20 protein-coding genes and 2 pseudogenes are annotated in these 23,098 nt (G+C 74.0%); 12 read left to right on the top strand and 10 right to left on the bottom strand.

Features of this window, described 5'->3' with window-relative positions:
* Window positions 1-61 precede the first annotated feature (61 nt).
* Window positions 62-523, top strand: a complete 462-nt coding sequence (locus FAF44_RS39275) for a hypothetical protein (RefSeq protein WP_237108450.1) — start codon at window positions 62-64, stop codon at window positions 521-523.
* Window positions 524-883: 360 nt separating this feature from the next.
* On the opposite strand, the gene FAF44_RS39280 is transcribed toward FAF44_RS39275, so the two are convergent.
* Window positions 884-1,882 carry a DsbA family protein gene (locus FAF44_RS39280; protein WP_237108451.1) on the bottom strand — a complete coding sequence of 333 codons (999 nt, stop codon included), beginning with the start codon at window positions 1,880-1,882 and terminating at the stop codon, window positions 884-886.
* Window positions 1,883-1,958: 76 nt separating this feature from the next.
* Here FAF44_RS39280 and FAF44_RS39285 point away from each other — a divergent pair, with 76 nt between their 5' ends.
* The 4 genes from FAF44_RS39285 to FAF44_RS39300 all read left to right on the top strand — a co-directional run bounded on the left by FAF44_RS39285 (window position 1,959) and on the right by FAF44_RS39300 (window position 5,887).
* On the top strand, window positions 1,959-2,537 hold the full coding sequence (locus FAF44_RS39285; protein ID WP_237108452.1) for a TetR/AcrR family transcriptional regulator: 579 nt from the start codon (window positions 1,959-1,961) through the stop codon (window positions 2,535-2,537).
* A gap of 382 nt (window positions 2,538-2,919) precedes the next feature.
* Complete coding sequence (locus FAF44_RS39290) at window positions 2,920-3,897, top strand: small ribosomal subunit Rsm22 family protein (protein ID WP_237108453.1); 978 nt, start codon at window positions 2,920-2,922, stop codon at window positions 3,895-3,897.
* A 245-nt stretch (window positions 3,898-4,142) separates the two neighbouring features.
* Window positions 4,143-4,862, top strand: a complete 720-nt coding sequence (gene uppS / locus FAF44_RS39295) for a polyprenyl diphosphate synthase (protein ID WP_237108469.1) — start codon at window positions 4,143-4,145, stop codon at window positions 4,860-4,862.
* Between the two features lie 104 nt (window positions 4,863-4,966).
* A complete protein-coding gene (locus FAF44_RS39300; RefSeq protein ID WP_237108454.1) occupies window positions 4,967-5,887 on the top strand; it encodes a pentapeptide repeat-containing protein in 921 nt (306 codons plus the stop codon).
* 11 nt (window positions 5,888-5,898) lie between these two features.
* Here the strand turns inward: FAF44_RS39300 and FAF44_RS39305 are convergent, their stop codons facing one another.
* Entirely contained in the window at window positions 5,899-6,402 is a 504-nt protein-coding gene (locus tag FAF44_RS39305) for a MarR family winged helix-turn-helix transcriptional regulator (protein ID WP_237108455.1), read from the bottom strand.
* Window positions 6,403-6,510: 108 nt separating this feature from the next.
* Between FAF44_RS39305 and FAF44_RS39310 the strand changes: the two genes are divergently transcribed.
* Window positions 6,511-7,542, top strand: coding sequence for an EamA family transporter (locus tag FAF44_RS39310; RefSeq protein ID WP_237108456.1), 1,032 nt, complete (start codon window positions 6,511-6,513; stop codon window positions 7,540-7,542).
* Window positions 7,543-7,552: 10 nt separating this feature from the next.
* Here FAF44_RS39310 and FAF44_RS39315 read toward each other — a convergent pair.
* The 3 genes and pseudogenes from FAF44_RS39315 to FAF44_RS39325 form a co-directional block, all read right to left on the bottom strand.
* Window positions 7,553-8,719, bottom strand: a pseudogene (locus tag FAF44_RS39315) (family 43 glycosylhydrolase); the annotation flags it as partial.
* Between the two features lie 280 nt (window positions 8,720-8,999).
* Window positions 9,000-9,428, bottom strand: a complete 429-nt coding sequence (locus FAF44_RS56070) for a nucleoside deaminase (RefSeq protein WP_237108457.1) — start codon at window positions 9,426-9,428, stop codon at window positions 9,000-9,002.
* A 326-nt stretch (window positions 9,429-9,754) separates the two neighbouring features.
* Window positions 9,755-10,825, bottom strand: a complete 1,071-nt coding sequence (locus FAF44_RS39325; RefSeq protein WP_237108458.1) for a TetR family transcriptional regulator — start codon at window positions 10,823-10,825, stop codon at window positions 9,755-9,757.
* 84 nt (window positions 10,826-10,909) lie between these two features.
* On the opposite strand from FAF44_RS39325, the gene FAF44_RS39330 reads away from it, so the two are divergent.
* On the top strand, window positions 10,910-12,091 hold the full coding sequence (locus FAF44_RS39330) for a cytochrome P450 (RefSeq protein WP_237108459.1): 1,182 nt from the start codon (window positions 10,910-10,912) through the stop codon (window positions 12,089-12,091).
* Window positions 12,092-12,098: 7 nt separating this feature from the next.
* Window positions 12,099-13,358, top strand: a complete 1,260-nt coding sequence (gene clpX / locus FAF44_RS39335) for an ATP-dependent Clp protease ATP-binding subunit ClpX (RefSeq protein ID WP_237108460.1) — start codon at window positions 12,099-12,101, stop codon at window positions 13,356-13,358.
* Here clpX and FAF44_RS39340 read toward each other — a convergent pair.
* The 4 genes from FAF44_RS39340 to FAF44_RS56075 form a co-directional block, all read right to left on the bottom strand.
* Window positions 13,355-14,164: a putative protein N(5)-glutamine methyltransferase gene (locus FAF44_RS39340; protein ID WP_237108461.1), complete on the bottom strand. Its 810-nt coding sequence runs from the start codon at window positions 14,162-14,164 to the stop codon at window positions 13,355-13,357. The genes clpX and FAF44_RS39340 overlap by 4 nt on opposite strands.
* A 137-nt stretch (window positions 14,165-14,301) precedes the next feature.
* Complete coding sequence (locus FAF44_RS39345) at window positions 14,302-16,830, bottom strand: sensor histidine kinase (protein ID WP_237108462.1); 2,529 nt, start codon at window positions 16,828-16,830, stop codon at window positions 14,302-14,304.
* Window positions 16,800-17,183: a response regulator transcription factor gene (locus FAF44_RS39350; protein WP_237108463.1), complete on the bottom strand. Its 384-nt coding sequence runs from the start codon at window positions 17,181-17,183 to the stop codon at window positions 16,800-16,802. The genes FAF44_RS39345 and FAF44_RS39350 overlap by 31 nt, the downstream gene beginning before the upstream one ends.
* 75 nt (window positions 17,184-17,258) lie before the next feature.
* A complete protein-coding gene (locus tag FAF44_RS56075) occupies window positions 17,259-17,936 on the bottom strand; it encodes a response regulator transcription factor (RefSeq protein ID WP_237108464.1) in 678 nt (225 codons plus the stop codon).
* A 228-nt stretch (window positions 17,937-18,164) separates the two neighbouring features.
* Here FAF44_RS56075 and FAF44_RS39360 point away from each other — a divergent pair, with 228 nt between their 5' ends.
* The 4 genes and pseudogenes from FAF44_RS39360 to FAF44_RS39375 all read left to right on the top strand — a co-directional run bounded on the left by FAF44_RS39360 (window position 18,165) and on the right by FAF44_RS39375 (window position 22,226).
* A complete protein-coding gene (locus FAF44_RS39360) occupies window positions 18,165-18,404 on the top strand; it encodes a hypothetical protein (RefSeq protein ID WP_237108465.1) in 240 nt (79 codons plus the stop codon).
* On the top strand, window positions 18,391-18,990 hold the full coding sequence (locus FAF44_RS39365) for a hypothetical protein (RefSeq protein ID WP_237108466.1): 600 nt from the start codon (window positions 18,391-18,393) through the stop codon (window positions 18,988-18,990). The genes FAF44_RS39360 and FAF44_RS39365 overlap by 14 nt, the downstream gene beginning before the upstream one ends.
* A gap of 115 nt (window positions 18,991-19,105) precedes the next feature.
* Window positions 19,106-19,915: pseudogene (locus tag FAF44_RS39370) on the top strand (DUF6528 family protein); the annotation flags it as partial.
* Between the two features lie 1,213 nt (window positions 19,916-21,128).
* Window positions 21,129-22,226 (top strand): esterase-like activity of phytase family protein, encoded by a 1,098-nt coding sequence (locus FAF44_RS39375; protein ID WP_237108467.1) that lies wholly within the window; start codon window positions 21,129-21,131, stop codon window positions 22,224-22,226.
* Window positions 22,227-22,247: 21 nt separating this feature from the next.
* On the opposite strand, the gene FAF44_RS39380 is transcribed toward FAF44_RS39375, so the two are convergent.
* Window positions 22,248-22,904, bottom strand: coding sequence for a pyridoxamine 5'-phosphate oxidase family protein (locus tag FAF44_RS39380; RefSeq protein ID WP_237108468.1), 657 nt, complete (start codon window positions 22,902-22,904; stop codon window positions 22,248-22,250).
* Window positions 22,905-23,098 lie beyond the last annotated feature (194 nt).

Raw genomic sequence — 23,098 nt, forward strand, 5'->3', positions numbered from 1 at the left:
GTGCGGGGGAGCCCGGTTGTGGGGGACGGGCGGCAGTGTCGTGGTCGTGAGATATGCGGACATGGCAATCGGGTGGACCGGGCTGTACGTGGCTTCGAAGATCGTCTACGCCCTGGAGGGGCGGTTGGGGGTGACCGGCGGTCCGGTGGTCTCGCCGGACTCCTACCTCGCGTACGGGGTGGGTGAGGTGGCCCTGGCGCAGTGGGCGAACGCGGGGTCCGGAGCGCTGGTGATGGCGGTCCTGCTGGCCGGACGGCTCCGCCTGGGGGCACGGCGGCGATCCTGGCGGCGACCCGATGAGCGGGCGCGACGGTGGACGAGCAGGCTGCTGCCGGGCGCGCACCGGCTCTGTGCCGCGATGGCCGCGATCGGGGCGGTGGGCATGCTCGGCGGCGCGTTGCTCACCGATCGCGGTGGCGCGCTCTTCGGGGGGTACTGCGCCGTGTGGGCGACCCTGCTGGTCCTGGCAACCCGCGACCTGCCCCGACACGGCACCGACCACCCCTCCACCGTCACCGCGTGACCGGCGCTCACCGCGCGACCGGCACTCGCCCTTGACCGGTGCCCACCCCTTGACGGGCGGGCACTTCCTGCCTGGCGTTTTTGTCGGGTGTTCGCCCTCGCCCGGTGCTCGCCTGCGCGTGGTCTTCGCGCTTCCCCCGCAAACGGTCCCCCTGCGCGGCCGGCCGCTACCGCGCCCCGGCTCTCGTCGCGTGACTGGCGTCGCCCCGCATGCACGAGGCCGGCACGGGGCGGCGGCACGGCTCGGTGGTGCGGCGCGGTCGTGTGGCTTCTTGATTGGGTGGTGGGTGTGTTTCGGCGGGGTGGCTCGGTGAGCCGCCCCGCCGAAACACCGCGCCGGACCGTCCCGAGAGGCGCGGGGTCACCCGGTTGCGTAGTCCGGGGTCATGACGGCGGCCAGGGTGAGGTGGGAGGCGGCCTCCTCGTGCCGTCCCTGCCGCTGCAGGGTCCGGCCCAGCAGGTGGCGGGCGTAGGAGTCGTCCGGGGACTCGGTCACCAGGGACTCCAGCGCCGTACGCGCCCGGTTGAGCTGCGCGGAGGCGAAGTACGCCCGAGCCGCCAGCAGCCGCACCCCACGGTCGCCGCCGTGCTCGTCCATCAGGGTCCGCAGCAGCGTCAGCGCGCCGAGGGGGTCGCGCCGGTCGAGCAGCGACTCCGCGTGCCGCAGGCGCTCCACCTCGGCGGGCAGCCGCCGGGGGGTGTGCCGGCTCGCGTTCTCGAGGAACTCCCGGATCGTCTCCGGCGACTGCGCGCCCTCCAGGGCGAGGCCGTTGGCGACGATCGTCGGCGACGTCCGCACGCCCTTGGCCTTGCCGACGAGCAGCAGTTCGCGCACCAACTCGGCCCCCGGCAGGGTGCGCAGGTCGGGGTCGCCGGTGTAGCCCGCCTCCTCGGCGAGCCCGGTCTCGGTGGCGACGGCGGTCAGCACGCCGAGGTCGCTGATGTCCTGGACGTCCACGAAGTGGGCCCGCAGCACCCGCTCCACGACGCGGTCCTGCAGCTCGGCCCCGCCCTTCTCGTACGCCAGCGCGATCAGCCGGTGCGCCTCCAGAGTCCCGGCCCGCCACCCGGAGCCCCACTGCGGCCCGAGCCCTTCGGCGGCGGCCACCTCGGCCACCCGCGCCCGGTTCTCGACGGGGGACAGCCCCGGCGAGCAGGCCCGCAGCGCCTGGTCGGCCACCGGATCCCGCAGCGCCTCCGCCATGGGGACGGCGCGCGCGGGCGCGGACGGGTCGATCTGGTACGGCCGCCAGACCACTTCGACCGGCTCCCCCTCCCAGGAGGCGAGCGCCTTCTCCAGTCGCCGCTTCCCGATGTGGGCCCATCCGCAGACGACGTCCGCCCAGATTTCCATCTTCATGGCAGTCAAGGTATGCGACATGTGTTGAATAGTCAACATATGTCGTATAAGCAATGATTGTCGTATAGTGAGGCGGGTGAACCCGGAAGACCCGCGCGCCCAGCGCACCCGCGCCCGGCTCAAGGCCGCCGTGCTGGACCTGGCCGCGCAGCAGGAGCTCGCCACGATCACCGTGTCCGCGCTGGCCAGACGCGCCGAGGTGAACCGGGCGACGGTCTACCTGCACTACCCCGACGTCGACGCGCTGGTCACCGACGCCATGGAGGAGACCGTCGCCGCCGTCGCCAGGGCCGCCGCGCTCTGCCCGCTCGACGCCCCCCGCGACCGGGCCCCCGGCCCGCTGGAGGAACTGTTCGAGCACGTGGCCGCCAACGCCCACATGTACCGGCGCATGCTCGGCCCCCACGGCAGCGCCCGCTTCGCCGCCCGGATGCGCGAGCGCCTCACCGTCGAGCTCACCCGCCGCTTCACCGGCGGCGCTCGTCCCGCCGGATGGGACGACGTCCCGGTGGGCGTGCACGCCGCGTACCTGGCCGGCGCCCTCGTCGGCGTGATCGCGCACTGCGTGACGGAGGGAACGCGTCCCGAGGAGTCGGCCCCGGCGTTCTGGCGGCTCTTCCGCACCGGCTGCCAGAGCACGCCGGATGACCGATAATGGCGACGGTTGCCAACACGCGATAGATGGGGGTTCGCATGCGTCACGCCGAGCTCTGTGCCGCCGCTTCGGGTCGAGGGCACGTGACATCGCCTTAACCGGCCCCCGGCCTGCTTTCGGCGCACACGAAGGCACGCCGGTCGGCCACGGCTCGAACTGACCCGGCCGAACCGGTCAGGGCCGGTGGGCCGGCGTGCCTCGTCCGAAGCGGCCACGCGCGTACCCGGGCCGTTCCCGCGCTCCCTTCGAGGAGCCCCGCGGCCTGCCGTCATGTCCGCGCGCCTCGGCGCGGACCTGTTCGGCGCGCCGCCGGCCCCGGTCGCCACGCTCGCCGAAGCCCGTCCCGCACCCTCATCTCGCACATCAGGTGAACGACCCAGTCATGCTGCCCGAAAACCTCAGCGCCGCCCTTGACCAGGCACTGGCCCGCTTCTCCCCGCAGGAGCTGTCGGACTCGGTGGCCAGGCTGACCGAGCGCTACCGCGTCGCCGGCGTCTCCACCGGCGGGAACCACCTGCGCTCGCGGGCCGACATCGCCGCCTACGCCGCCTACCGCATGCCCGCCACGTACGCCGCCGCGGCCACCGCCATGCGCCAGGCGGCGACGCTCACTCCCGGCTTCGAGCCGCGCAGCCACCTCGACGCCGGGGGCGGCACCGGCGCGGCGATCTGGGCGGCGGCCGGCGTCTGGCCGGACATCCAGCACGTCACCGTCGTCGAGCACGACCCGCACATCATCGACCTCGGCCGCCGCCTGGCCCGCGGCGGCCCGCCGGCCCTGCGCGGCGCGACCTGGCGGCAGGCGTCCGTCGGCGCCGGGCTCGACCGGCCCGCCGCCGACCTGGTCACCATGTCGTACGCGCTGGGCGAACTGCCCGCGGCCGACCGTCCCGGCGTCGTCGGGTGGCTGGCCGCGCAGGCCGCCATGGTGATCGTCATCGAGCCCGGCACCCCCGCCGGGTACGCTACCGTCGCCGCCGCCCGCGAGATCCTGGCCGCCCAGGGCCGCACCATCGTCGCCCCCTGCCCGCACGACGGGGGTTGCCCGATCGTGCCCGGACGCGACTGGTGCCACTTCTCCGTACGCCTGCCCCGGACCGCCCTGCACCGCCGCATCAAGGCCGGCACGCTCAGCTTCGAGGACGAGAAGTTCTCGTACGTGGCCGCCGCCACCGGCCCCTGGCCGCGCCCGGCCGCCCGCGTGCTGCGTCACCCGGTCAAACGCAAGGGCGTGGTCTCCCTGCGGCTGTGCGCGGACGGCGACGGGCTCCGCGAGGTGATCGTCTCCAAGCGCCAGGGCGAGCTCTACCGGCGGGCCAGGGACACGGACTGGGGCGACCCCTGGCCCCCGGCCGGCTGAGACCGCCGCAGCGGAACTCAGAAAGCGGGACGAGCCGGGCGACCTCCCGGCTCCCCGCGCTGACCTGGACGCGGCACGGATCCGGGGCCGCATTCGTCGCGTCCATCGCCAAAACCACCCTGACCGAGCACTGAACGGATATCGGGAAAGATCAGATTCCGGCCCCTCGTCCGCGTCATCCTTGGACAGTGCAGACCACTCACCTCCTTCACTCCCTGTACGCCCGGCGCCTGCGCCGTCAGGCCATGGCCGGCCCGCTGCCCCGCCACGTCGGCCTGATCATGGACGGCAACCGGCGCTGGGCCAAACAGATGGGCATGGCCAACCCGAGCATCGGCCACAAGTACGGCGCCGACCACATCGAACACGTGCTGACCTGGTGCGAAGGGCTCGGCATCCAGCACCTGACCGTGTTCCTGTGCTCGACCGAGAACCTCCAGCACCGCGGCGACGAGGAGGTGGCCTTCCTGCTGAGGGTGATCGAGCAGATGGTCGCCGACCACTTCGACCGTCCCGACGCCCGCTGGCGGGTCCACGTGGCCGGGATGCTCGACATCCTGCCCGACACCACCGCCCGCGCGCTCAAGAGCGCCGTCGAGGCCACCCGCACCTGCGAGACCGGCTTCCACCTCACCCTGGCCATCGGGTACGGCGGCCGGCAGGAGGTCATCGAGGCGCTGCGCGAACTGCTGTACGAGCGGGCCGAGGCCGGCCAGTCCATGGCGGAGCTGGCCTCGTCCCTGACCGTGGACGACGTGGCCCGCCACCTCTACACCGCCGGCCAGCCCGATCCCGACCTGGTCATCAGGACCAGCGGCGAGCAGCGCATGTCGAACTTCCTGCTCTGGCAGTCCGCCTACTCCGAGCTGTACTTCTGCGAGGCGTACTGGCCGGCGTTCCGCGAGATCGACTTCCTGCGCGCGCTGCGCAGCTTCGCGGCCCGGCAGCGCCGCTACGGGAGCTGACCGCGGCGGCACGCGGGCGCCTCCCGCGCCCTGCGGCCAGGCCGTCGCGGGCGCATTCTTGAGTATCCTTGGCCTGCGCGATCCCGCCCGTTTCCGAGGAGCCCGTGACGAACCCGCGAGAACTCGGCCTGCTGGCCGACTGTGAGAGCTGTTTCGGGCTCTGCTGCGTGGCGTTGCCGTTCTCCGCCTCCGCGGACTTCGCCGTGGACAAGGCCGCCGGCGAGCCCTGCCACAACCTGCGCGACGACTTCCGCTGCTCGATCCACGAGGGGCTGCGCGAGCGCGGGTTCCCGGGCTGCACCGTGTTCGACTGCTTCGGGGCCGGGCAGAAGGTCTCGCGCGTCACGTACGAGGGCCGGAGCTGGCGTGCGGAGCCGGCGAGCGCGCGGCAGATGTTCGCGGTGTTCGCGGTCATGCGGCAGCTCCACGAACTGCTGTGGTACCTGGCCGAGGCGCTGGCCCTGGAGGCGGCGCGGCCGGTGCGCGAGCCGCTGCGGCGCGCGCTGGCCGAGACCGAGCGGCTCACCCGCGAGCGCCCCGACGTGCTGGAGAAGCTCGACGTGGCCGCCCACCGGGCCGAGGTCAACGAGTTGCTGCTGCGGGCCGGCGAGCTGGCGCGGGCCGGGCTGAACGGCAGGGAGCACCGGGGCGCCGACCTGATCGGCGCCCGGCTGGCGAAGGCCGATCTGCGCGGGGCCAACCTGCGCGGGGCGTACCTGATCGGGGCCGACCTGCGCGGCGCCGACCTGCGGCAGGCCGACCTGATCGGGGCCGACCTGCGGGGCGCCGACCTGTCGGGGGCCGATCTCACCGGCAGCGTGTTCCTGACCCAGGCGCAGGTCAACGCGGCCAGGGGCGACTCCGTCACCCGGCTGCCCGCCGCGCTGACCCGGCCGGCGCACTGGGCGTCCGCCAGTCAGGCCGCCGGTCAGGCCGCCAGTCAGGCCGCCGGTCAGGTCGCCGGTGGCCGCTCCGGCGGCGGGCGCGGGAGGCAGAGCGCGGGCCGCCGGTCCCGCCGCCGCTGACCCGCCCGGGGTCACGGCGATCCGGTCGTGTCCCCCAGGGACTCCAGCAGGTCACGGAGTGTGTCGGCGAGGGCCTGGCGGCGTTCGGGCGGCAGCCCGGCCAGCACCCGGTGCTCGGTCTCCATGTGATCGGGCAGCACGCGTTCGATCAGCGTGTACCCGTCGGCGGTGAGCGTCACGTGGACCACGCGCCCGTCGGAGTCGCTCGGTGCGCGCGCCACCAGGCCGCGCGCCTCCAGCCGGTCGAGCCGCTGGGTGACCGCGCCCGAGGTGATCATGGAGGCGCGCATCAGCTCGGCGGGGGTCAGCCGGTGCGGGGGGTCGCTGCGCCGCAGCGTGGCCAGGACGTCGAACGAGGCCGAGTCCAGCCCGTGCGCCGCGAACGTACGGCGCAGTTCGGTGTCGATGAGCCGGTGCAGCCGCGACAGCCGCCCGATCACCGCCATCGGGGAGACGTCCAGGTCGGGGCGTTGGTCGTGCCACTGCTTCAGCACGAGTTCCACATGATCGGCCACCGGCCCAGCCTACGTGATGTCTTAGCGGTGAGGTAAAACACGGCGACAGATCTCTTAGTGCTGAGCTACTTTGTCTTAGTGCTAAGCAATCGAACGAGTGTCGTCCTCGTGACCGCGCTGACCCCCGTCATCTGGGGCACCACGTACCTCGTCACCACCGAGTTCCTGCCGCCCGACCGGCCCCTGCTCGCGGCCGTGCTCCGGGCGCTGCCCGCCGGGCTGCTGCTCGTCGCCGTGACCCGCCGCCTGCCCCAGGGGATCTGGTGGTGGCGGGCGCTGGTGCTGGGCGCGCTGAACATCGGGGTGTTCTTCGCGCTGTTGTTCGTGGGGGCCTACCGGCTGCCCGGAGGGGTGGCGGCGACCGTCGGGGCGATCCAGCCGCTGCTGGTGGCGCTGTTGTCGGCCGGGCTGCTCGGCGAGCGCCTCACGCCGCGGACCGTGCTGGCCGCCGTGGCGGGCGCGGCCGGGGTGGGCCTGCTCGTGCTGCGCGCGGACGCCCGGCTGGACACGCTGGGGGTGGCCGCCGCGCTCGGCGGGGCCGTCGTCATGGCGGCCGGGGTCGTGCTGAGCAAGCGGTGGCAGTCGCCCGCGCCCCTGCTGGCCACCACCGGCTGGCAACTCGTCGCGGGCGGGGCGCTGCTACTGCCCGTCGCGCTGGCCGTCGAGGGCGCGCCGCCGGCCGCGCTGAGCGGCGTCAACGTCGCCGGGTACGCCTACCTCTCGCTGATCGGCGCCGCGCTCGCCTACACCCTGTGGTTCAGGGGGCTGCGGGTGCTGACGGCGACCAAGGTCACGTTCCTCGGGCTGCTCAGCCCCGTCGTGGCCACGGCGCTGGGGTGGCTCGTGCTCGGGCAGGAGCTGACGGCCGCACAGGCGGGCGGCGCGGTCGTCGTGCTGGCCGCGCTCGCCGCCGCCCAGCTCCAGCCCGCCCGCCGCCCGCGGGCCGCCGCGCCCGATGACCTCAGCCCTCGTGCCCCCGATCAGGACGCTGGACGTACAGGCGGTTGCCCTCCGGACCCGTCCACTCCACCCGGACGACGCCCGGCACGGCGGCGTCACCGACGCGGGACGGGTCGGCCCAGTGACCGAAGTTGGGATTGCGGAAGAACGTCGCCCACAGGTGGCCGGCGTGGTCGGTGAAGAAGTTGTTGTGACCCGCGCCGACGCCCGCCGTCCACCGCCTGGAGTAGGGCCCTTCGAACGTGTCGGAGACGGCCACGACCGCGTCGTACTGGTACTGCGTCCGGCCGGCGGCGGGCGGGTCGTAGGCGTGGCGGGTGCTGCCGTCGGCGTTGGCCGAGGCGCGGTTCCAGGCGGCGTGCAGCAGGAAGTACCTGCCGCCGTACTTGAAGACGTACGCGCCTTCGAGGTACGGCTCGGGCGCGTACGGCGTCTGCCGGAACTTCGGCAGGTCCGTGGCCGGGACGATGTCCTCCATGTCGTCCCTGAACTTCGCGTACAGGTTGTTGTGCAGCACCAGCCAGGCGTCGTCGCCCTCGCTGTAGAGGTTGCCGTCGATGTGGTGGTAGGCGCCGGGCTTGATCCAGTTCGGCCCGCCGATGAAGGGGTCGCCGAAGGGCTTGTCCCGGTTGCCCTCGACCAGCCGGTACGGCCCCTCGACCCCGCCCTCGCTCACCAGCAGGAACGAGCCCACCTTCTGGGAGTGGTCGCCCATGCACGCCACGATGTACCACTTGCCGCGGAAGCGGTGCACCTCGGGGGCCCAGACGTTGCCCCGCTTGCCGAACTGGCCCTCGTCGGTCCAGTACTCCTGCCACGGGGCGACGACCGTGCGGCCGTCCCGGTTCTCGCCGGCGAACTCCGGCGACCACACCTTGCCCCGCTCGGCGCCGGGCCGGATGCCGGTGGTGTCGGCCAGCCGCCACGGGCCGCGCAGCGACGGGGCCGTCCACACGAAGATGCCGTCGTTCCACGGGCCGGCCGCCGGCAGGCCGGGGGAGCGGGTGGTGCCGGTGGCGACGTAGAGCGGACGGCCGCCGACGCGGAAGCAGTTGACGTAGGTGTCGCGCATCCAGACCCGGCCGAGCTCCTCGTCGCGGGGGCGGAGCTGGAGGGGCAGGACGAAGGAGTTGTCGTCGCGCGGCCACAGCGCCTGACGGGTGTCGGCGAGGCCGTAGGGCTCGAGTTCGGGCCAGTTCTCCGGATGGCGTCGCATCGCCTTGATCTCCACGGTCTCGGTGCTCGCCGGGGCCGCCTGGGCGGCGGTCGCGGGCAGTGCCGCCGCTCCCAGGACGCCCGCGGCCCCGGTCAGCAGGGACCGCCGGTCGACGTTCGCGCCGTTGTCGGAACCAGTCATCAGTCATGTCCTCCCACGTCGGCGCTGCTCGGGCGGCGGGTCCGGGTCGCGGCAGGCGGGGGCGGACGTCCCACGGGCATGCCGCGGCCCGGTGGGGGCCGCCGTCGTGCAGCGATGCGGGAGAGTCTGCCGAAGTGGCGCAAATTTCGTCAATAACCCGGAAGAAATCTCCCGCAGGGCCCGCCAGGCCGGGCACGGGCCCGAAAACAGGTCATGACGTTCGGGTGACGGACCGGCCGGACCGCCTCGCCGCCCCGTCAGGCGGCGGGCGGGAGCGGCCTCACCGGTAGTAGCCCTCGACGGGCCCGCGTGCCTCCTCGAACAGGGCCGGCCCCGTCGCGGGCACCTGCGGGAACCCCGAGCCGGCCGGCTTGAGCGAGTCGAGCTGCCCGGCCGACAGCGCGTACACCACACGCCCGAGCCCCGACCGCTCGATCGCCCCCGTGCACATGCCGCAGGGCTGGCAGCTCGTGTACATCGTGGTGCCCGCCGCGGTGGCCGGGTCCAGCTCGCGCGCCGCCCACCTGGCCATTTTCAGCTCGGGATGCGCGGTGATGTCGTCGTCGGTGAGGGTGCTGTTGGCGGCCTCGGCCAGGACGGTCCCGTCCGGCCCCACGAGGAGCGAGCCGAACGGCGGGTTCCCCGCCGCCCGCGCCCCGGCGGCGAGCCCGATGGCCATGCGGAGGAAGCGCTCGTCGTCGTCTGTCACCGTTGCTCCGTTTCGTGCGGTCCGCGCCCCGGAGCCTTCCGGGACGTGACGGCACGCTATCGGCACCTCCGGCGCGGCGGCCAGCGACTGGTGGGGGCGACTGGTGGGGGGCGACGTCCAGCACGCGCGGCGGACGGGAAGGGCCGTCCGCGGCGTCGGCCGGTTCTCCAGCGACTTCGTGGCCGCCCGCAGGCGGCCGGCGGGCGGACACCGGCGTTGAACGTCGCCCTTAGCTTGGACCGCGCGTCCACCCCTGGCGGTTCCCTCGCCACGCCGCCGATTCCGTCCGGCCGCCGCCACCAGGGGCGATGGCCGGAAATAGGCGGTCACGGCCGGGCGGACGCGGCGGCGTGGCAGGCGCCGTAGCCCTCGGCGCGCGCGACCACCGTGCCGGACTCGACCCGGAGCGCGACCTCCGTGCCGTCGCCTGGCTCGGCGACCCCTGCCGCCGCCGCCAGCGCGCCCGTCTCGTCGTACACCACGCGCAGCGGTGGCCAGGCCGGGTGCGGGAACGCCTGCCGCAGGCACGTGCCCACCTCCGAGATCACCAGCCGGGCCAGCGGCAGCAGCTCCTTGGGTGCGCCGGTCACCACGACGGCGGTGACCTCGGCGCCGGGCGGTGCCGCGCGTACCGCCTCCTCGGCGGCCGAGAGCCGGTGCAGCCCGAGCACCGCCACCACGCCGTCGCGCTCCAGCCGCGCCGGCGTCCGGCTCACCGCGTCGAGCGCCTGCGGCGGCGACCACGGCCCGCGGGCCTCGTGCACGCGCGGGCGCAGCGGCGCCGCCGCCCACCGGTCGCCCAGGTCGAGGTCGGCGAGCTGCTCGCAGACCCGGATGACGTTGAACGGCTCCACGAACCCCGGCGCCGCGGCCGAGAGTTGCGCGGCCCCCTGCAGCACCGTGAGCACGGCCTCGGCCAGCCGCACCAGCCGCCCGCCGGGCTCCTTCGGCGGGCGCAGCCGTTCCATGGCCAGCCCGAGCAGGACCGCGTTGAGCTGCATGAGCTGCGCGTACGGCACCCGCGTGACCTCGTCGGCGAGGATCTCCGGGATCAGGTGCATGCTCAGCCTGCTCGGCTGGCGTTCGTCCTCGGTGGCCAGCGGCAACCCGGTCACCCAGGCCCGCGCCAGCTCGCCGAGCGCCTCCCGCACCGTGAGCGCCGGCTCCTCGAGGGCGGCCACGGGCGCCTGCTCGGCCAGGTCGGCCAGGACGGCGAAGTAGAGCGCCCGCTTGCCGGGGAAGTTGGAGTAGACCGCTCCCCGGGTGAGTTCGGCGCGGTCGGCGATGTCGTCGATCTTCGCGTCCCTGAATCCGCGCTCGGCGAACTCCTGCCTGGCCGCCGCCAGCACTTTCGCGCGATTGCGCTCCTGCGCCTCCGCTCGGGTGAGCCGGGCCAAGCGTCCTCCTCGTTGCCGGGTGCTCCGGCATCAAGATACCGTGAACATTCAGATGATGAGATCATTCGAAATGGGGAGCCCGATATGACCGGCGTACCGGAGATCGACCTGACCGATCCGGCGGTGCTGCACGACCCGTACCCGGCGTACGCGCGGGTCAGGGACCGGTCGGCGGTGGTGCGGCTGCTGGTGCCGGGGTTCGGCCCGTTCTGGGCCGTGACGCGGCACGAGGAGGCCAGGGCACTGCTCAGCGACCCGCGCATGGAGATCAACGAGTCCAGCTACCTGCGCCCCGGCGTGCCGGAGCACTGCCTGCGCCACATGCGCACCATGTCCGAGACGAACGGCGCCGAGCACGCCCGCCTGCGCCGGCTGGTCACGCCCGCGTTCACGCCCCGCCAGGCCGCCGGGTTCGGGCCGCGCATGGAGCGGATCGTCGAGGGGCTGCTCGACGAACTGCCCGAGACCGAGCCGGTGGACCTGCTGGAGCGCTTCGCCCGTCCGCTGCCGATGGACGTCATCTGCGAGCTGGTCGGCATCCCCGCCGCCGACCGCGCCCGCTGGCGCGAGTACGGCGCGGCCGTCACCGCCGGCCACGGCGAGAAGTTCGCCGCGGCCATCCCGGCGATCATCGGCGACGCCGCGTCGGCGATCGCCGCGAGCCGCGCCGAGCCCGGCGACGACCTGCTCTCCCAGCTCGTCCGCATCGTGGAGGAGGACGGCGACCGGCTCTCCGACGACGAACTGGTCACCATGGTCTGGCTGCTCGTCCTGGCCGGTCAGACCCCGGCGAACCTCGTCGCCAACTCCGTCGCCACCCTGCTGGCCCACCCCGGCCAGCTCGCCGCGCTGCGCGCCGACCCCGCCCTCATGCCGCGCGCCGTGGAGGAACTGGCGCGCTGGTGCACCCCGCAGCCGATGACCGTGCCGCGCTTCCCCACCGAGGACATCGAGGTCGGCGGCGTGCCCATCCCCAAGGGGCAGCCCGTCACCGTCTCGATCGCCTCCGCCAACCGGGACCCGCGCGTGTTCCCCGACCCCGAGCGCTTCGACCTCACCCGGGAGCCGGGGCCGCACCTGGCCTTCGCCCACGGGCCGCACTTCTGCGTGGGGGCGTCGCTGGCGCGGGCGCAGACCGGCGTCGCGCTCGGGGTCCTGCTGCGCCGCTACCCCGAGATGGCGCTCGCGGGGGAGGCGTCGTACCTGCCGGACCCGGGCACCAGACGGCTGGCGTCGCTGCCCGTGCTGCTGCGGCCGAAGGGCTGAGCCGGCGATGGCGCGCATCGGCAAGGGCGGCGATGCGGTGCTCTGCTCGTTCTGCGGCAAGAGCCAGAACGAGGTGGGCAAACTCATCGCCGGCCCGCCCGCCGTCCACATCTGTGACGAGTGCGTGGGCCTGTGCAGGGAGCTCATGGCCGAGGAGGAGGCGGCGGAACGCGGCCAGGACACCCGCCCGCCCCGGCCGCGCGAGATCCACGCCTTCCTCGACCAGTACGTGATCGGCCAGGACGCCGCCAAGCGCGCCCTGTCCGTGGCGGTCTACAACCACTACAAGCGGGTCCGCCGCCCCGCCCCCGAGCCGGACGAGGTCGAGCTGGGCAAGTCGAACATCCTGCTGCTCGGCCCCACCGGCAGCGGCAAGACGCACCTGGTCCGGACGCTCGCGCGGCTGCTCGACGTGCCGTTCGCGGTCGCCGACGCCACCGCCCTCACCGAGGCCGGGTACGTCGGCGAGGACGTCGAGGGCATGCTGGGCGCGCTCGTCCGGGCGGCCGGCCACGACGTCGCCAGGGCCGCGACCGGCATCGTCTACATCGACGAGATCGACAAGATCGCCCGCAAGGGCGACAACCCGTCGATCACCCGCGACGTCTCCGGCGAGGGCGTCCAGCAGGGGCTGCTGAAGCTGCTGGAGGGCACGGTGGCCGGCGTCCCGCCGCACGGCGGCAGGAAGCACCCGCACCAGGACGTCATCCAGCTCGACACGACGAACGTGCTGTTCATCGCGGGCGGCGCGTTCGCCGGCCTGGAGCGGATCGTCGAGCACCGGCTCGCCCGCGGCGGGGCCGGCTTCGGCGCGCTCCCGCGGGGCGCGGACGACGACCCGCTGACCCAGGTGATGCCGCAGGACCTCGTCCGCTACGGGCTCATCCCGGAGTTCGTCGGCCGGGTCCCGGTGGTGGCGACGCTGCGCCCGCCGGACCTCGCGGCGCTGACGCGCATCCTCACCGAGCCCCGTGACGCGCCGATCAGGCAGTACCGGCGGCTGCTGGAACTCGACGGGGTGGAGCTGGAGTTCGAGGCGGGGGCCGTGGCCGCCGTCGCCGAGCAGGCGCTGCTGCGCCGCACCGGGGCCAGGGCGCTGCGGGCGATCCTGGAGGAGGTGCTGATCGACGTCATGTACGAGGTGCCGAGCCGGGACGACGTGGCCCGCGTCGTGATCACCCGCGAGACCGTGCTGGACAACGTCAACCCGACCCTGGTGCCCCGCGACCACCTGGACGGCCCGCGACGCCACGAGCGCTCGGCCTAGCGGCCGCCTCCGGTCAGTCCGCGCGCGCCGATGACCGCCGTCGCGTCGAGGTCGTCCGAGGTGGTCACGCGGGCGGTCAGGCCGGCGGCGCGCACGGCCTCGGCGGTCGCCGCCGCCTGGCGCTCGCTGGTCTCCACCAGCAGCCGCCCGCCGGGCGCGAGCCACTCGGGGGCGCCGGCGATCACCCGGCGCACCACGTCGAGGCCGTCGGCGCCGCCGTCCAGCGCCATCAGCGGCTCGTGCAGGCGTGCCTCCGGCGGCAGCAGCCCCACCGACTCCGACGGCACGTACGGGGGGCTGGCGATGAGCAGGTCGACCCGGCCGCGCAGGGTGGCGGGCAGCGGGTCGTACAGGTCGCCCTCGTACACCGCCGCTCCCGGCAGGTTGTGCCGGGCGCAGCGCACGGCGGCGGGGTCGAGGTCGGCGGCGTGCAGTTCGGCCCGCGCCAGCCCGGCGGCCACGGCCGCGCCCATCGCGCCGGTGCCGCAGCACATGTCGAGGACCACCGGCGTGCCCGCGACCCGCCGAGCCAGGGCGAGGGCCGCCTCGATGAGGAACTCGGTACGCGGCCTGGGCACGAACACTCCCGCCGCCACGCGCACCCGCAGCCCGCAGAACTCCGCCCAGCCCAGCACGTGTTCGAGCGGTTCCCCGGCGATCCGGCGGGCCACCATGGCGTCGAGGCCGGCGGGGGAGGGGGCGGCGGAGACGAGCAGGTCGGCCTCGTCCTCGGCGAAGACGCAGCCGGCGGCCCGGAGCCGGGCGGCGAGCGCAGCGGTGTGGATGGATGATGAAAAAACCGACATGGGAGCCTTTCGGGATGCCGATGGGTGGCTCCCGCGGTCACCTGGCCCGACGGCTGAGGGGAGGGAGCACCCGCACTGACACAGCGGTGATGGGGCTCACCTCCCAAGGACGTTCCGGCGACGGGACCGTCACAGTATCAGAGCGTTCCCCGCGTTCCCGCACCGAGGCCCGGGACGTACCCGCGCAGGCGCAGCCCCGCCCCCGGGCCGGTCTCGAGGGTGAGGGTGCCGCCGATGGCGCCCATGCGGTCGTACATGTTGGTGATGCCGTGCCCCGAACGGATCAGGCTCGGGTGCCCGCCGTCGCCGGTGTCGCGCACGTCGAAGCTCAGCCCGTCCCGCCCGCACAGGTCGATGGTCACCGTGGCCCCCTCGCCCGCGTGCTTGCCCGCGTTCTGCAACGCCTCCATCAGGCAGAAGTAGACGTTGATCTCGACCTCGGGCGGATACCGGCCCAGGCCCCGGGCACGGATCACGACCGGCAGCGGTGAGTGCCGCGTCGCCGCGCGCAGCGCCTCCTCCAGCCCCGACTCGGCCAGGTGCGGCGGATAGATCCCGTGCGCCAGGCCGCGCAGCTCCGCCTGCGCCTCGCTCAGGTCGTCGTGGAGCCGCGCGAGCGCGGGGGCCGCCCGGCCGGGATCGCAGTCCACCAGCCGCTGGGCCACCCGCGACTGCACCGCCGCGGCCACCAGCCGCTGCTGGGCGCCGTCGTGCAGGTCGCGCTCGATCTCGCGGCGCTCCCGGTCGGCCGCCGCCACCATGCGGGCGCGCGACTCCTGCAACGCCTCCGCCCTGGCCACCAGCATCACGTGGTTGTGCCAGGCCAGGTACGAGGCCCGCGTCAGCCCCAGCACCACCAGCGCGACGACGACCCCGGCCACCAGCCAGCGCGGCGCGCTCTCCCTGAACCCGACGCCGGGCAGCAGCCGGCCGGCGAGCGTGACGGCGACGGCCGCGGCGACCGTGCCGCCCATGATGGCCTTGAAGCGCCGCCGCCGCAGGAACGCCACCGACAGCAGCACCGGCGACACGGTCACCAGCGTGGCGTACGGCAGCGCGGCCGGGACCAGCACCGTCAGCGTGAACGCGTAACACCAGGTGATGCCCGCCGACAGGCCGATGGCCGGCTCGACCCGGTCGCCCTTGACGGTCCGCAGCGCCACCACGATCAGCAGGGCGACCGTCCCGCAGCCGCCGGCCAGCGCGAGCAGCCACGGCACCTGCGCGCCGGAGAACAGCGCGAGCGCGACTGTGCCGGCCCCGAGCACCACGCCCAGGATGGTCCACAGGCCGGTGGCGATGTACTGGAGGGGATGCGGGTGGGTGCTGCGCTGCAGGTTCGTGTACAGCCTGGCGACCAGGCGCCAGACGGCGTGCAGCGCGTCCAGCACGGCCCCGCCCTGCTCCTGGCGGGAACGCTGCACCCCGGCGCTCTCCAGCGCCGAGCGCGGCAGGTGCCCGTGCAGCCGCAGCCCGCCGCCGGGCCGGGTGTCGATCGTCAGCGTGCCGCCGATGGCGCCCAGGCGGTCGTTGATGTTCGTCATCCCGGTGCCGCCCCGGACGAGGCCGGGCTCGCAGCCCACGCCGGTGTCGCGGAAGTCGAACGACAGGCCGTTGCGGTCTTGCAGGGCGATGGCGGCCGTGGCCTGATCGCCCGCGTGCTTGACCGCGTTCTGCAGCGCCTCCACCAGGCAGAAGTAGATGTTGATCTCGATCTCGGGCGGGTAGCGGCCGACGCCGTCCGCGCGCACCGCGGTCGGGATCGGGGCGTGCCGGGCCGCCGCGCGCAGCGCCGTCTCCAGGCCGTGCTGGCCGAGTTGCGGCGGGTAGATCCCGTGCGCCAGGTCGCGCAGTTCGGCGCCGGCCTCCTGCAGGTCGTCCGACAGCCGGGCGAGCAGCGGGCCCGCCCGGCCGGGGGCGACGCCCAGCAGCCGGCGCGCCTGCCTGGCCTGCTCCGCGGCGGCGACCAGGCGTCGCTGGGCCCCCTCGTGCAGGGTGCGCTCGATCCGGCAGCGCTCCCGGTCGGCCGCCGCGACCAGCCGGGCCCGCGACTCCCGCAGCGCCTCGGCCCGCGCGACCAGCATCCGGTGGTTCTGCCAGGCGGCCAGCGACACCAGGACCGTGATGAACGGGATGAACACGATCGCCAGCGCGTCCATGACCGCCTTCGGCACCGTCTCCTCCAGGCCGACCCCCGGCGTCACGCTGCCCACGACCACCAGCGCCGTGCCGACCAGCATGGTCGCGCCGAGCATGGCCGACAGCCGCACGTGGTTCATGTGCTGCACCGCCACCAGCACCGGCAGCAGCACCGCCAGCGTCAGCGTGCCCAGCGCGAACGGCGCCACCGAGGTGACGGCGACCGCCACGACCCAGTTGGACAGCGCGAAGACGACCACCGCGGCGAAACGCCGGTACCCGCGGATCAGCCGGATGGCGCGCACCAGGAAGGCCGCCATGACGAGCAGCAGCGCGACGATCCCCAGCAGCCAGCCCTCGCGCCGCCCCCCGGCCCACAGGACGCCCAGCCACAGCGCCGCCACCGCCACGCCGGCCAGGTCCACCTGCACGTACGTGCGCAGCCGCTCCCACTCGGGCGCGCCGATCTCGATGATCTCGTGCCCCCGCAGCCCGGCTAAGAGCCTGCGGACCCCCCGTCCTTCCACAGCGCCTCCAGTTCGTCGGGGCCGAAGCGGTCCTTGTGCCGATAGCGGGCCCCCACCGCCATCGCCTCCCGAGGCAGTTCCTCTGTGTCGTTGACCGACAGCAGCACCACCGTGACGTCGGGATGGCGGCCTCTGATCCGCCGCGCCGCCTCCAGGCCGCCCATGCCGGGCATGTTCACGTCCATCAGCACCATTCCGACGGCGTGCTCGTCGAGGAAGCCGAGTGCCTCCTCGCCGCTGGTCGCCTCCCCGGCCAGCACGAACCCGTCCACCACCGCGATCACGCCGGCCACCGCCCGGCGGAACGGCGGCAGGTCGTCCACCACCAGAACGCGCACGGGGGATCGGTCCACGACTCCGATCGTCGCATCCGGGGGCCGCCGTGTCGGTGGTGCCAGCATCACCATTCGCGCCCGCTCCGGCCGGGCTCAGCGCTCGGGGGAGCCCGAGTCGAGGAACATCAGCACCGCCTTGACCCGCCGGTTGGTGTCGCGGTCGCCGCGCAGCCCGAGCTTGGCGAAGATCGAGTTGATGTACTTCTCGACCGCGCGCTCGGAGACGTGGAACGCGGTCGCGATGGCCAGGTTCGAGCGCCCGGCCGCGACCTCGGCGAGCGTCTCGTGCTCGCGCGGAGTGAGGTGCCGCAGCACCTCCGCGTCGTTGCGGGCCTTGGCCGCCACCAGCGACTCGACGACCACGGGATCGATGAAAGATCCGCCGGAGGCGACCGTGCGCACCGCCGAGATCAGCTCCCCGGGCGCGGCGATGCGCTCCTTGAGCAGGTATCCGCGCCCGCTGCTGCCCTGCTCGATCAGCGCCAGCAGGTACGTGGGGTCGAGGAACTGCGACAGCACCAGCACGGCGACGTCCGGATGCCCGGCCCGCAGCGCGGTGGCCGCCCGGATGCCCTCGTCGGTCATCGTCGGCGGCATCCGGATGTCGGTGACGACGACGTCCGGCTTCTCCCGGGCGACGCAGTCCATGAGCGCGTCGTAACCCGAGCAGACGCCGACGACCTCGGCGCCCGCCTCCGTCGCGATCAGGGCCTCGATGCCGGCCCGCACCAGCAGGTGGTCCTCGGCGATCACCACCCGGAAGGACGTCACCCGCCAAACGTTAGTCCGCCGCCCCCCGCCGGCTCAATGGGTGCGGAAAACCGAACCATCGATTCGGAAGGCAGCTTTATCGAGGAATTCGTGAGCAGGGCGCAAACTGGCGGCATCGGCAGGCGCAATTTCGAGGGGTTTCCAGAACGGCAGGGACGGAGGGGAGTGGTGGCCGGAATGTTGAACGTCACCGGATGGGCAGCGCGATTCAGGTCTTTTCTCGGCACGATGGCGGCACGCGCCGACCGGGCGCTCTGCGCGGCTCAGGACGAGCGGGCCGGCCGGCACGGGTGGACGGTCACCAGGACCGGGTTCGGCTCCCGGCGCTATCGCGACCCGCGGTTCGGCCCGCGGTTCGGCCCGCGTCGCACCCCGCGTCCCGACGCCCTCAAGACGGCCGGGCCCGGCGGGATCCGCGCCGCCGGCCGGGCTCCGGTCCGAGGAGATGATCAGCATGTTCCCGCGTAATCCGCGGCACAACCCGTACCTGGCGGTCGAGGGCCCGGCCTGGGGGCCGGGCGTGCTCACGCGGGTGTGGCGGTGGCGCACCGAGATCGCCCTGCTCCTGCTCGCGGCCGGTGCGGCGGCCGCGATGGTGGCGGCCATGGGGCAGGGGCTGTGGTGGGCGGCGGTGGCCGTGGTGGGCACCGGCGCCGCCCCCGCCACGGTGCCCGCCGGACGGAAATGGATTCTGCGCCACTTCTGGTGCCTTTTCTCCCGGCACCGGATGCAGCGGGTGTGCATGGAGACGTCCATGCACACCCGGGCCGGCAGAATTCCGCTGATCCTCTGGATGACGCCGACCGATTCCGGGGAAAGGGCGTTCATTCTGCTGCGGGCCGGGATTTGCGCCGACGACTTCGAGGCGTTCGGCGCGGAAATCGCGGCGGCCTGCTGCGCGAGTCACGTCCGCGTGCGGCGGCACCCGGACCGGGCGCAGTTCCTCACGGTGGACATCGTGCGGCGCGACCCCGAACGGCGCGGCGCGGCAGCCGGGGCGTGGGACGGCGGCCGGCCCGGGGCGACCCGGCCGCTGGAGAAACTGGCCGGATGATCCCGCCGCTGGCCGTGGCCCGCGCGACGGCATAGGTTCGGGGCGGGTGATCAACGGCGGGACGGGCGGACGCCTGGTCCCCCATCGGAGGAGGCAACGCATGCGATGGCCGGCGATGGTCGCGATCGTGCTGGCGGGCATCGTCCCCGCCGCCCCCGCAAGCGCTGCGGCCCCGGGCGACCACTGGGTGGTGGGCGGCGACCAGACGGGCCGCCGGCTGATCGCGTTCGACCCCGCCGTCGCCGACTGGAACACCTCCTCGGCCGTCACCTGGACGTGGCAGCCCAGCGTGACGCCCGGCGGGTTCAGCGCCGCCGAGGTGTCGGCGTTCGGGCTCATCGCCGACTTCAAGCTGCGCGAGCGGCCGTCCGGGCGGCGCAGCTTCGTGGTCGCCGCGGGCGGCGGTCAGGGCGTGGCGGCGATCGTCTCCTACCCCGGCGGCGCGCGCGAGTGGGCGCGACTCCTGCCCGGCAACCTGCACGCCGCCGAACTGCTGCCCGACGGCAACATCGCGGTCGCCGCCTCCGCCGGCGGCTGGGTCAGGGTGTACGCCTCCTCGCAGGGCCCCGACGCCGCCGCCTACGACGAGTTCCGGCTGACCGACGCGCACGCCGCGCTCTGGGACCCCGCCGTCAGACGCCTGTGGGTGACCGGCCAGGACCCGGCCACCGCGCAGCCGATCCTGACCGCGCTCGCCGTCGAGGGCACCGCCGCCCGGCCCGTGCTGCGCGAGGACACCCCGCGCAGGGCCGTCCTGCCGACCGGGGGCGGCCACGACGTCTACGCCCACACCGAGGACGTGAACAGGCTGTGGGTCTCCACCGGCTCGGCCGTCTACCTGTACGACAAGGCCACCAAGACCTTCACCCCCGCCGCGGGCGGCGCGAACCGGGGCGGGGTCAAGTCCGTCGGCAACCAGCCCTCCGGCCAGATCGTCCAGACGCGGGCCGACTCCGCCAAGACGCCGCCGGGCTCGTGCGCCGCCAGCACCTGGTGCACCGACACCGTCGACTTCTTCGGCCCCGCCATGACCCGCACCCGTACGGGCGCGGCCTTCTACAAGGCGCGGGTGTGGAGCCCGTACTACGGCGTCGAGGACCGCAGCCTGCGCGGCACCGTCTGGGACCGCGTCCGCGGCCCGTCCGGCACGTGGGAGGCGAGCGCCGCGCGGATCGACGGCAACGCCACCGTCTCCGGCACGGCGGTGGCGGCGCTGCCCGACGGCAGCCTGCACGTGCTGACGGTGGTGCCCGGCAGCGGCGTCTGGGACCGGCGGCGCGACCCGGCGGGCACGTGGGACGAGCACGCCGTCAAGATCGACGCGAACGGCGGCGTCTCGGCCGTGTCGGCCGCCGGCCTGCCGGACGGCAGCCTGCACGTGCAGACCGTCGTGCCGGGGGCCGGCGTGTGGAGCCGGGCGCGCAGCGCGGCGGGCGTGTGGGACGCCGCCGCGACGAAGATCGACGCCGACGGCGCAGTGTCCGACGTGTCCGCCGCGGCCCTGCCGGACGGCACCCTGCACGTGCAGACCCTCGTGCCGGGAGCGGGCGTGCGCGACCGCGTCCGCGGGGCCGGCGGAGCCTGGGCGGCGAGCGCGGTGCCGATCGCGGCCGACGCCGGCACGGTCGCGATCTCGGCCGCCGGCCTTCCTGACGGCACCCTGCACGTCCAGACCGCGGTGCCGGGCTCCGGGGTGTGGACGCTCGCGCGCGGCGCGAACGGGGCCTGGCAGAGCGCGCCCGCGCGGATCGACGCGAACGGCTCGGTGAGCGCCGTGTCCGCCGCCGGCCTGCCCGACGGCACCCTGCACGTGCAGACCGTCGTGCCCGGGGCCGGGGTCTGGAGCCGGGCGCGCGGCGCGGCCGGGACGTGGGCGGCGAGCGCCACGAAGATCGACGCCAACGGCAGCGTGCTGGACGCCTCGGCGGCCGGCCCGACGGGAGCCTGCACCTCGTCACCCTGCCCGACATCGCGCAGTGATTTGCGCCTTTTGCAGTGCGGCGTGCAGTTGTTTTGTTCGTGGACTTCTTCCCCGGGACGCGCTTTCATTTCCTCCGTCGATTTTCGGTTCGGAGGATCAGATGGCGCGTACACGGAGAAGTGCACGGACGGTTATGGGGATCGCGCTCGCGTGCGCGATGGTGGCGGGCTCGGCGCCGCCCGCCGCGGCGGCGCCCAGGGAGCCGGTGCGGCTCACCCGCTTCCTCGGCGAGCAGCGGATCCCGCACCTGGCGACCTTCGGGGGCACGACCGTCGGCGGCCTGTCGGGCTTCGACCGGGACCCGCGCACCGGGCTCTGGTACTTCATCTCCGACGACCGCTGGCGCTACCAGCCCGCCCGCTTCTACACCGGCCGGATGGCCTTCGACACCAGGTCGGGCACCTTCCTCGGGGTGCGGCTGTCCGGTGTCAGGACGCTGACCAGGGCCGACGGCTCCCCGTACCCGGCGTACGGGAAGGCGGGGGCGGCCGACCCGGAGTCGATCAGGTTCGACCGGTGGAGCCGGCGGCTGGTGTGGGGGGACGAGGGCGACCGCCCCGAGCCGTCAAATCCGAATATTCCCCTTTCGCCGTCCGCGGTGCGCGGAATGAATCTCGAAGGACGGCAACTGAGCGAATTGCCGGTGCCGGCGAATTTGCGCCTGACGACCGGTGAACGCGGCCCGAGGCGCAATTTCGGATTCGAGGGCCTGGCCGTCACCGAGCACGCCATCACCGCCATGACCGAGGGGCCGCGCTACGAGGACGGGCCGGTGCCGACCGCCACCAGGGGCGCGGTCACCCGCCTGACCGTCTGGGACCGGCGCGGCGCGGCCCGCGCCCAGTACGCCTACCCCATCGACGCGCTCGCGGCCCCGCCGAACCCGCCCACCGGCCAGTCCGACAGCGGCGTGTCGGAGATCCTGCCCATCTCCGACTCTCGCTTCCTGTCCCTGGAACGTTCCTGGATCCAGGGCGTGGGCTACCGGGTCAAGCTGTACGAGTTCGACCTGCGCGGCGCCACGAACGTGCTGAACCGCAGCTCGCTGCGGCAGGGCGGCACGTACCGGCCGGTCACCAAGCGGCTGGTCCGCGACCTCGGCGCCTTCCGCCCGCCGGTGCAGAACCTGGAGGGCATGGCCTGGGGGCCGCGCCTGGCCAACGGCGAGTGCACGCTGGTGATCGGCTCCGACGACAACTTCTCCGCGGAGGAGGCCACGCTGTTCATGGCGTTCTCCGTCAGGGGCTGCCGCTGACCTCTTCCGGCCTCCGGGGCCTCACATGCCGTGGATGCGCCGCCCGTTGATCTGCTGGGGGACGATGCGGATGTAGAGCTGCCGCTCGCCCCCGGCCCACGGGGTGACGCCCGCCCCGGCGGCCTCGTCCGTCTCCTCCGGCGGCAGGTGGTGCGCGGGCCCCTGCACCAGCACGCTCCACCCCTCCCGGTTGGCCTCGTCGATGTTGTCGATCTGGAAGGCGATCATGATGTCGACGCCCTCCAGCCCGGTGCGCAGGTCCTGGTCCATCGCGCCGCCCGCGGCGGTGCGGAAGACGATGGCGCCCTTGTGCACCTTGTAGTTGACGGGCAGCACGGTCGGCCCGTGCGAGCCGTTGAACGCCACCCGCCCGATCCCGCCCGGCTCGATCAGCCGCCGGCACTCCGCCTCGTCCAGCGGCTCCAGGGTCGGGTGGGCCATGGCGGGGCCGCGTCCGGGCGGGCGGTCCTGGCCGCCGCCCAGCAGGTCCTCGACGGTGGTGCCCAGCGCGTCCGCCAGCCGGTACAGCATGCCCGTGTCCGGGGTGTCGGCGTGTTCCTCCAGGTACTTCAGGTAACCCGGTGAGATGTCCGCGCGCTCGGCGACCTGCTCGCGGGTCAGGCCGAGCCGGCGGCGGTGATGGATGACGCGCCGCCCGAGGTCTCCGGTGCCTGTCATGATCGCTTCCCCTCCGGTCGGGTACGGCGCGGCGTGCCGGCCGGTCGCCCCCGCACGGCTCGCGGGCTGGTCAGGTCGAAGGTGGCCATGTCTGGACGCTACCCGCGCACCGGGCGCTCAGCCATGGACCTTGGACCTCGTGCCAGGGGACCTTCGCCTGGGTACGTCTGTCACCAGGCGCGCCCCGTGATCCC

Source organism: Nonomuraea sp. MG754425, from assembly GCF_021699195.1.
In the GTDB taxonomy this organism is placed as follows: Bacteria; Actinomycetota; Actinomycetes; order Streptosporangiales; family Streptosporangiaceae; genus Nonomuraea.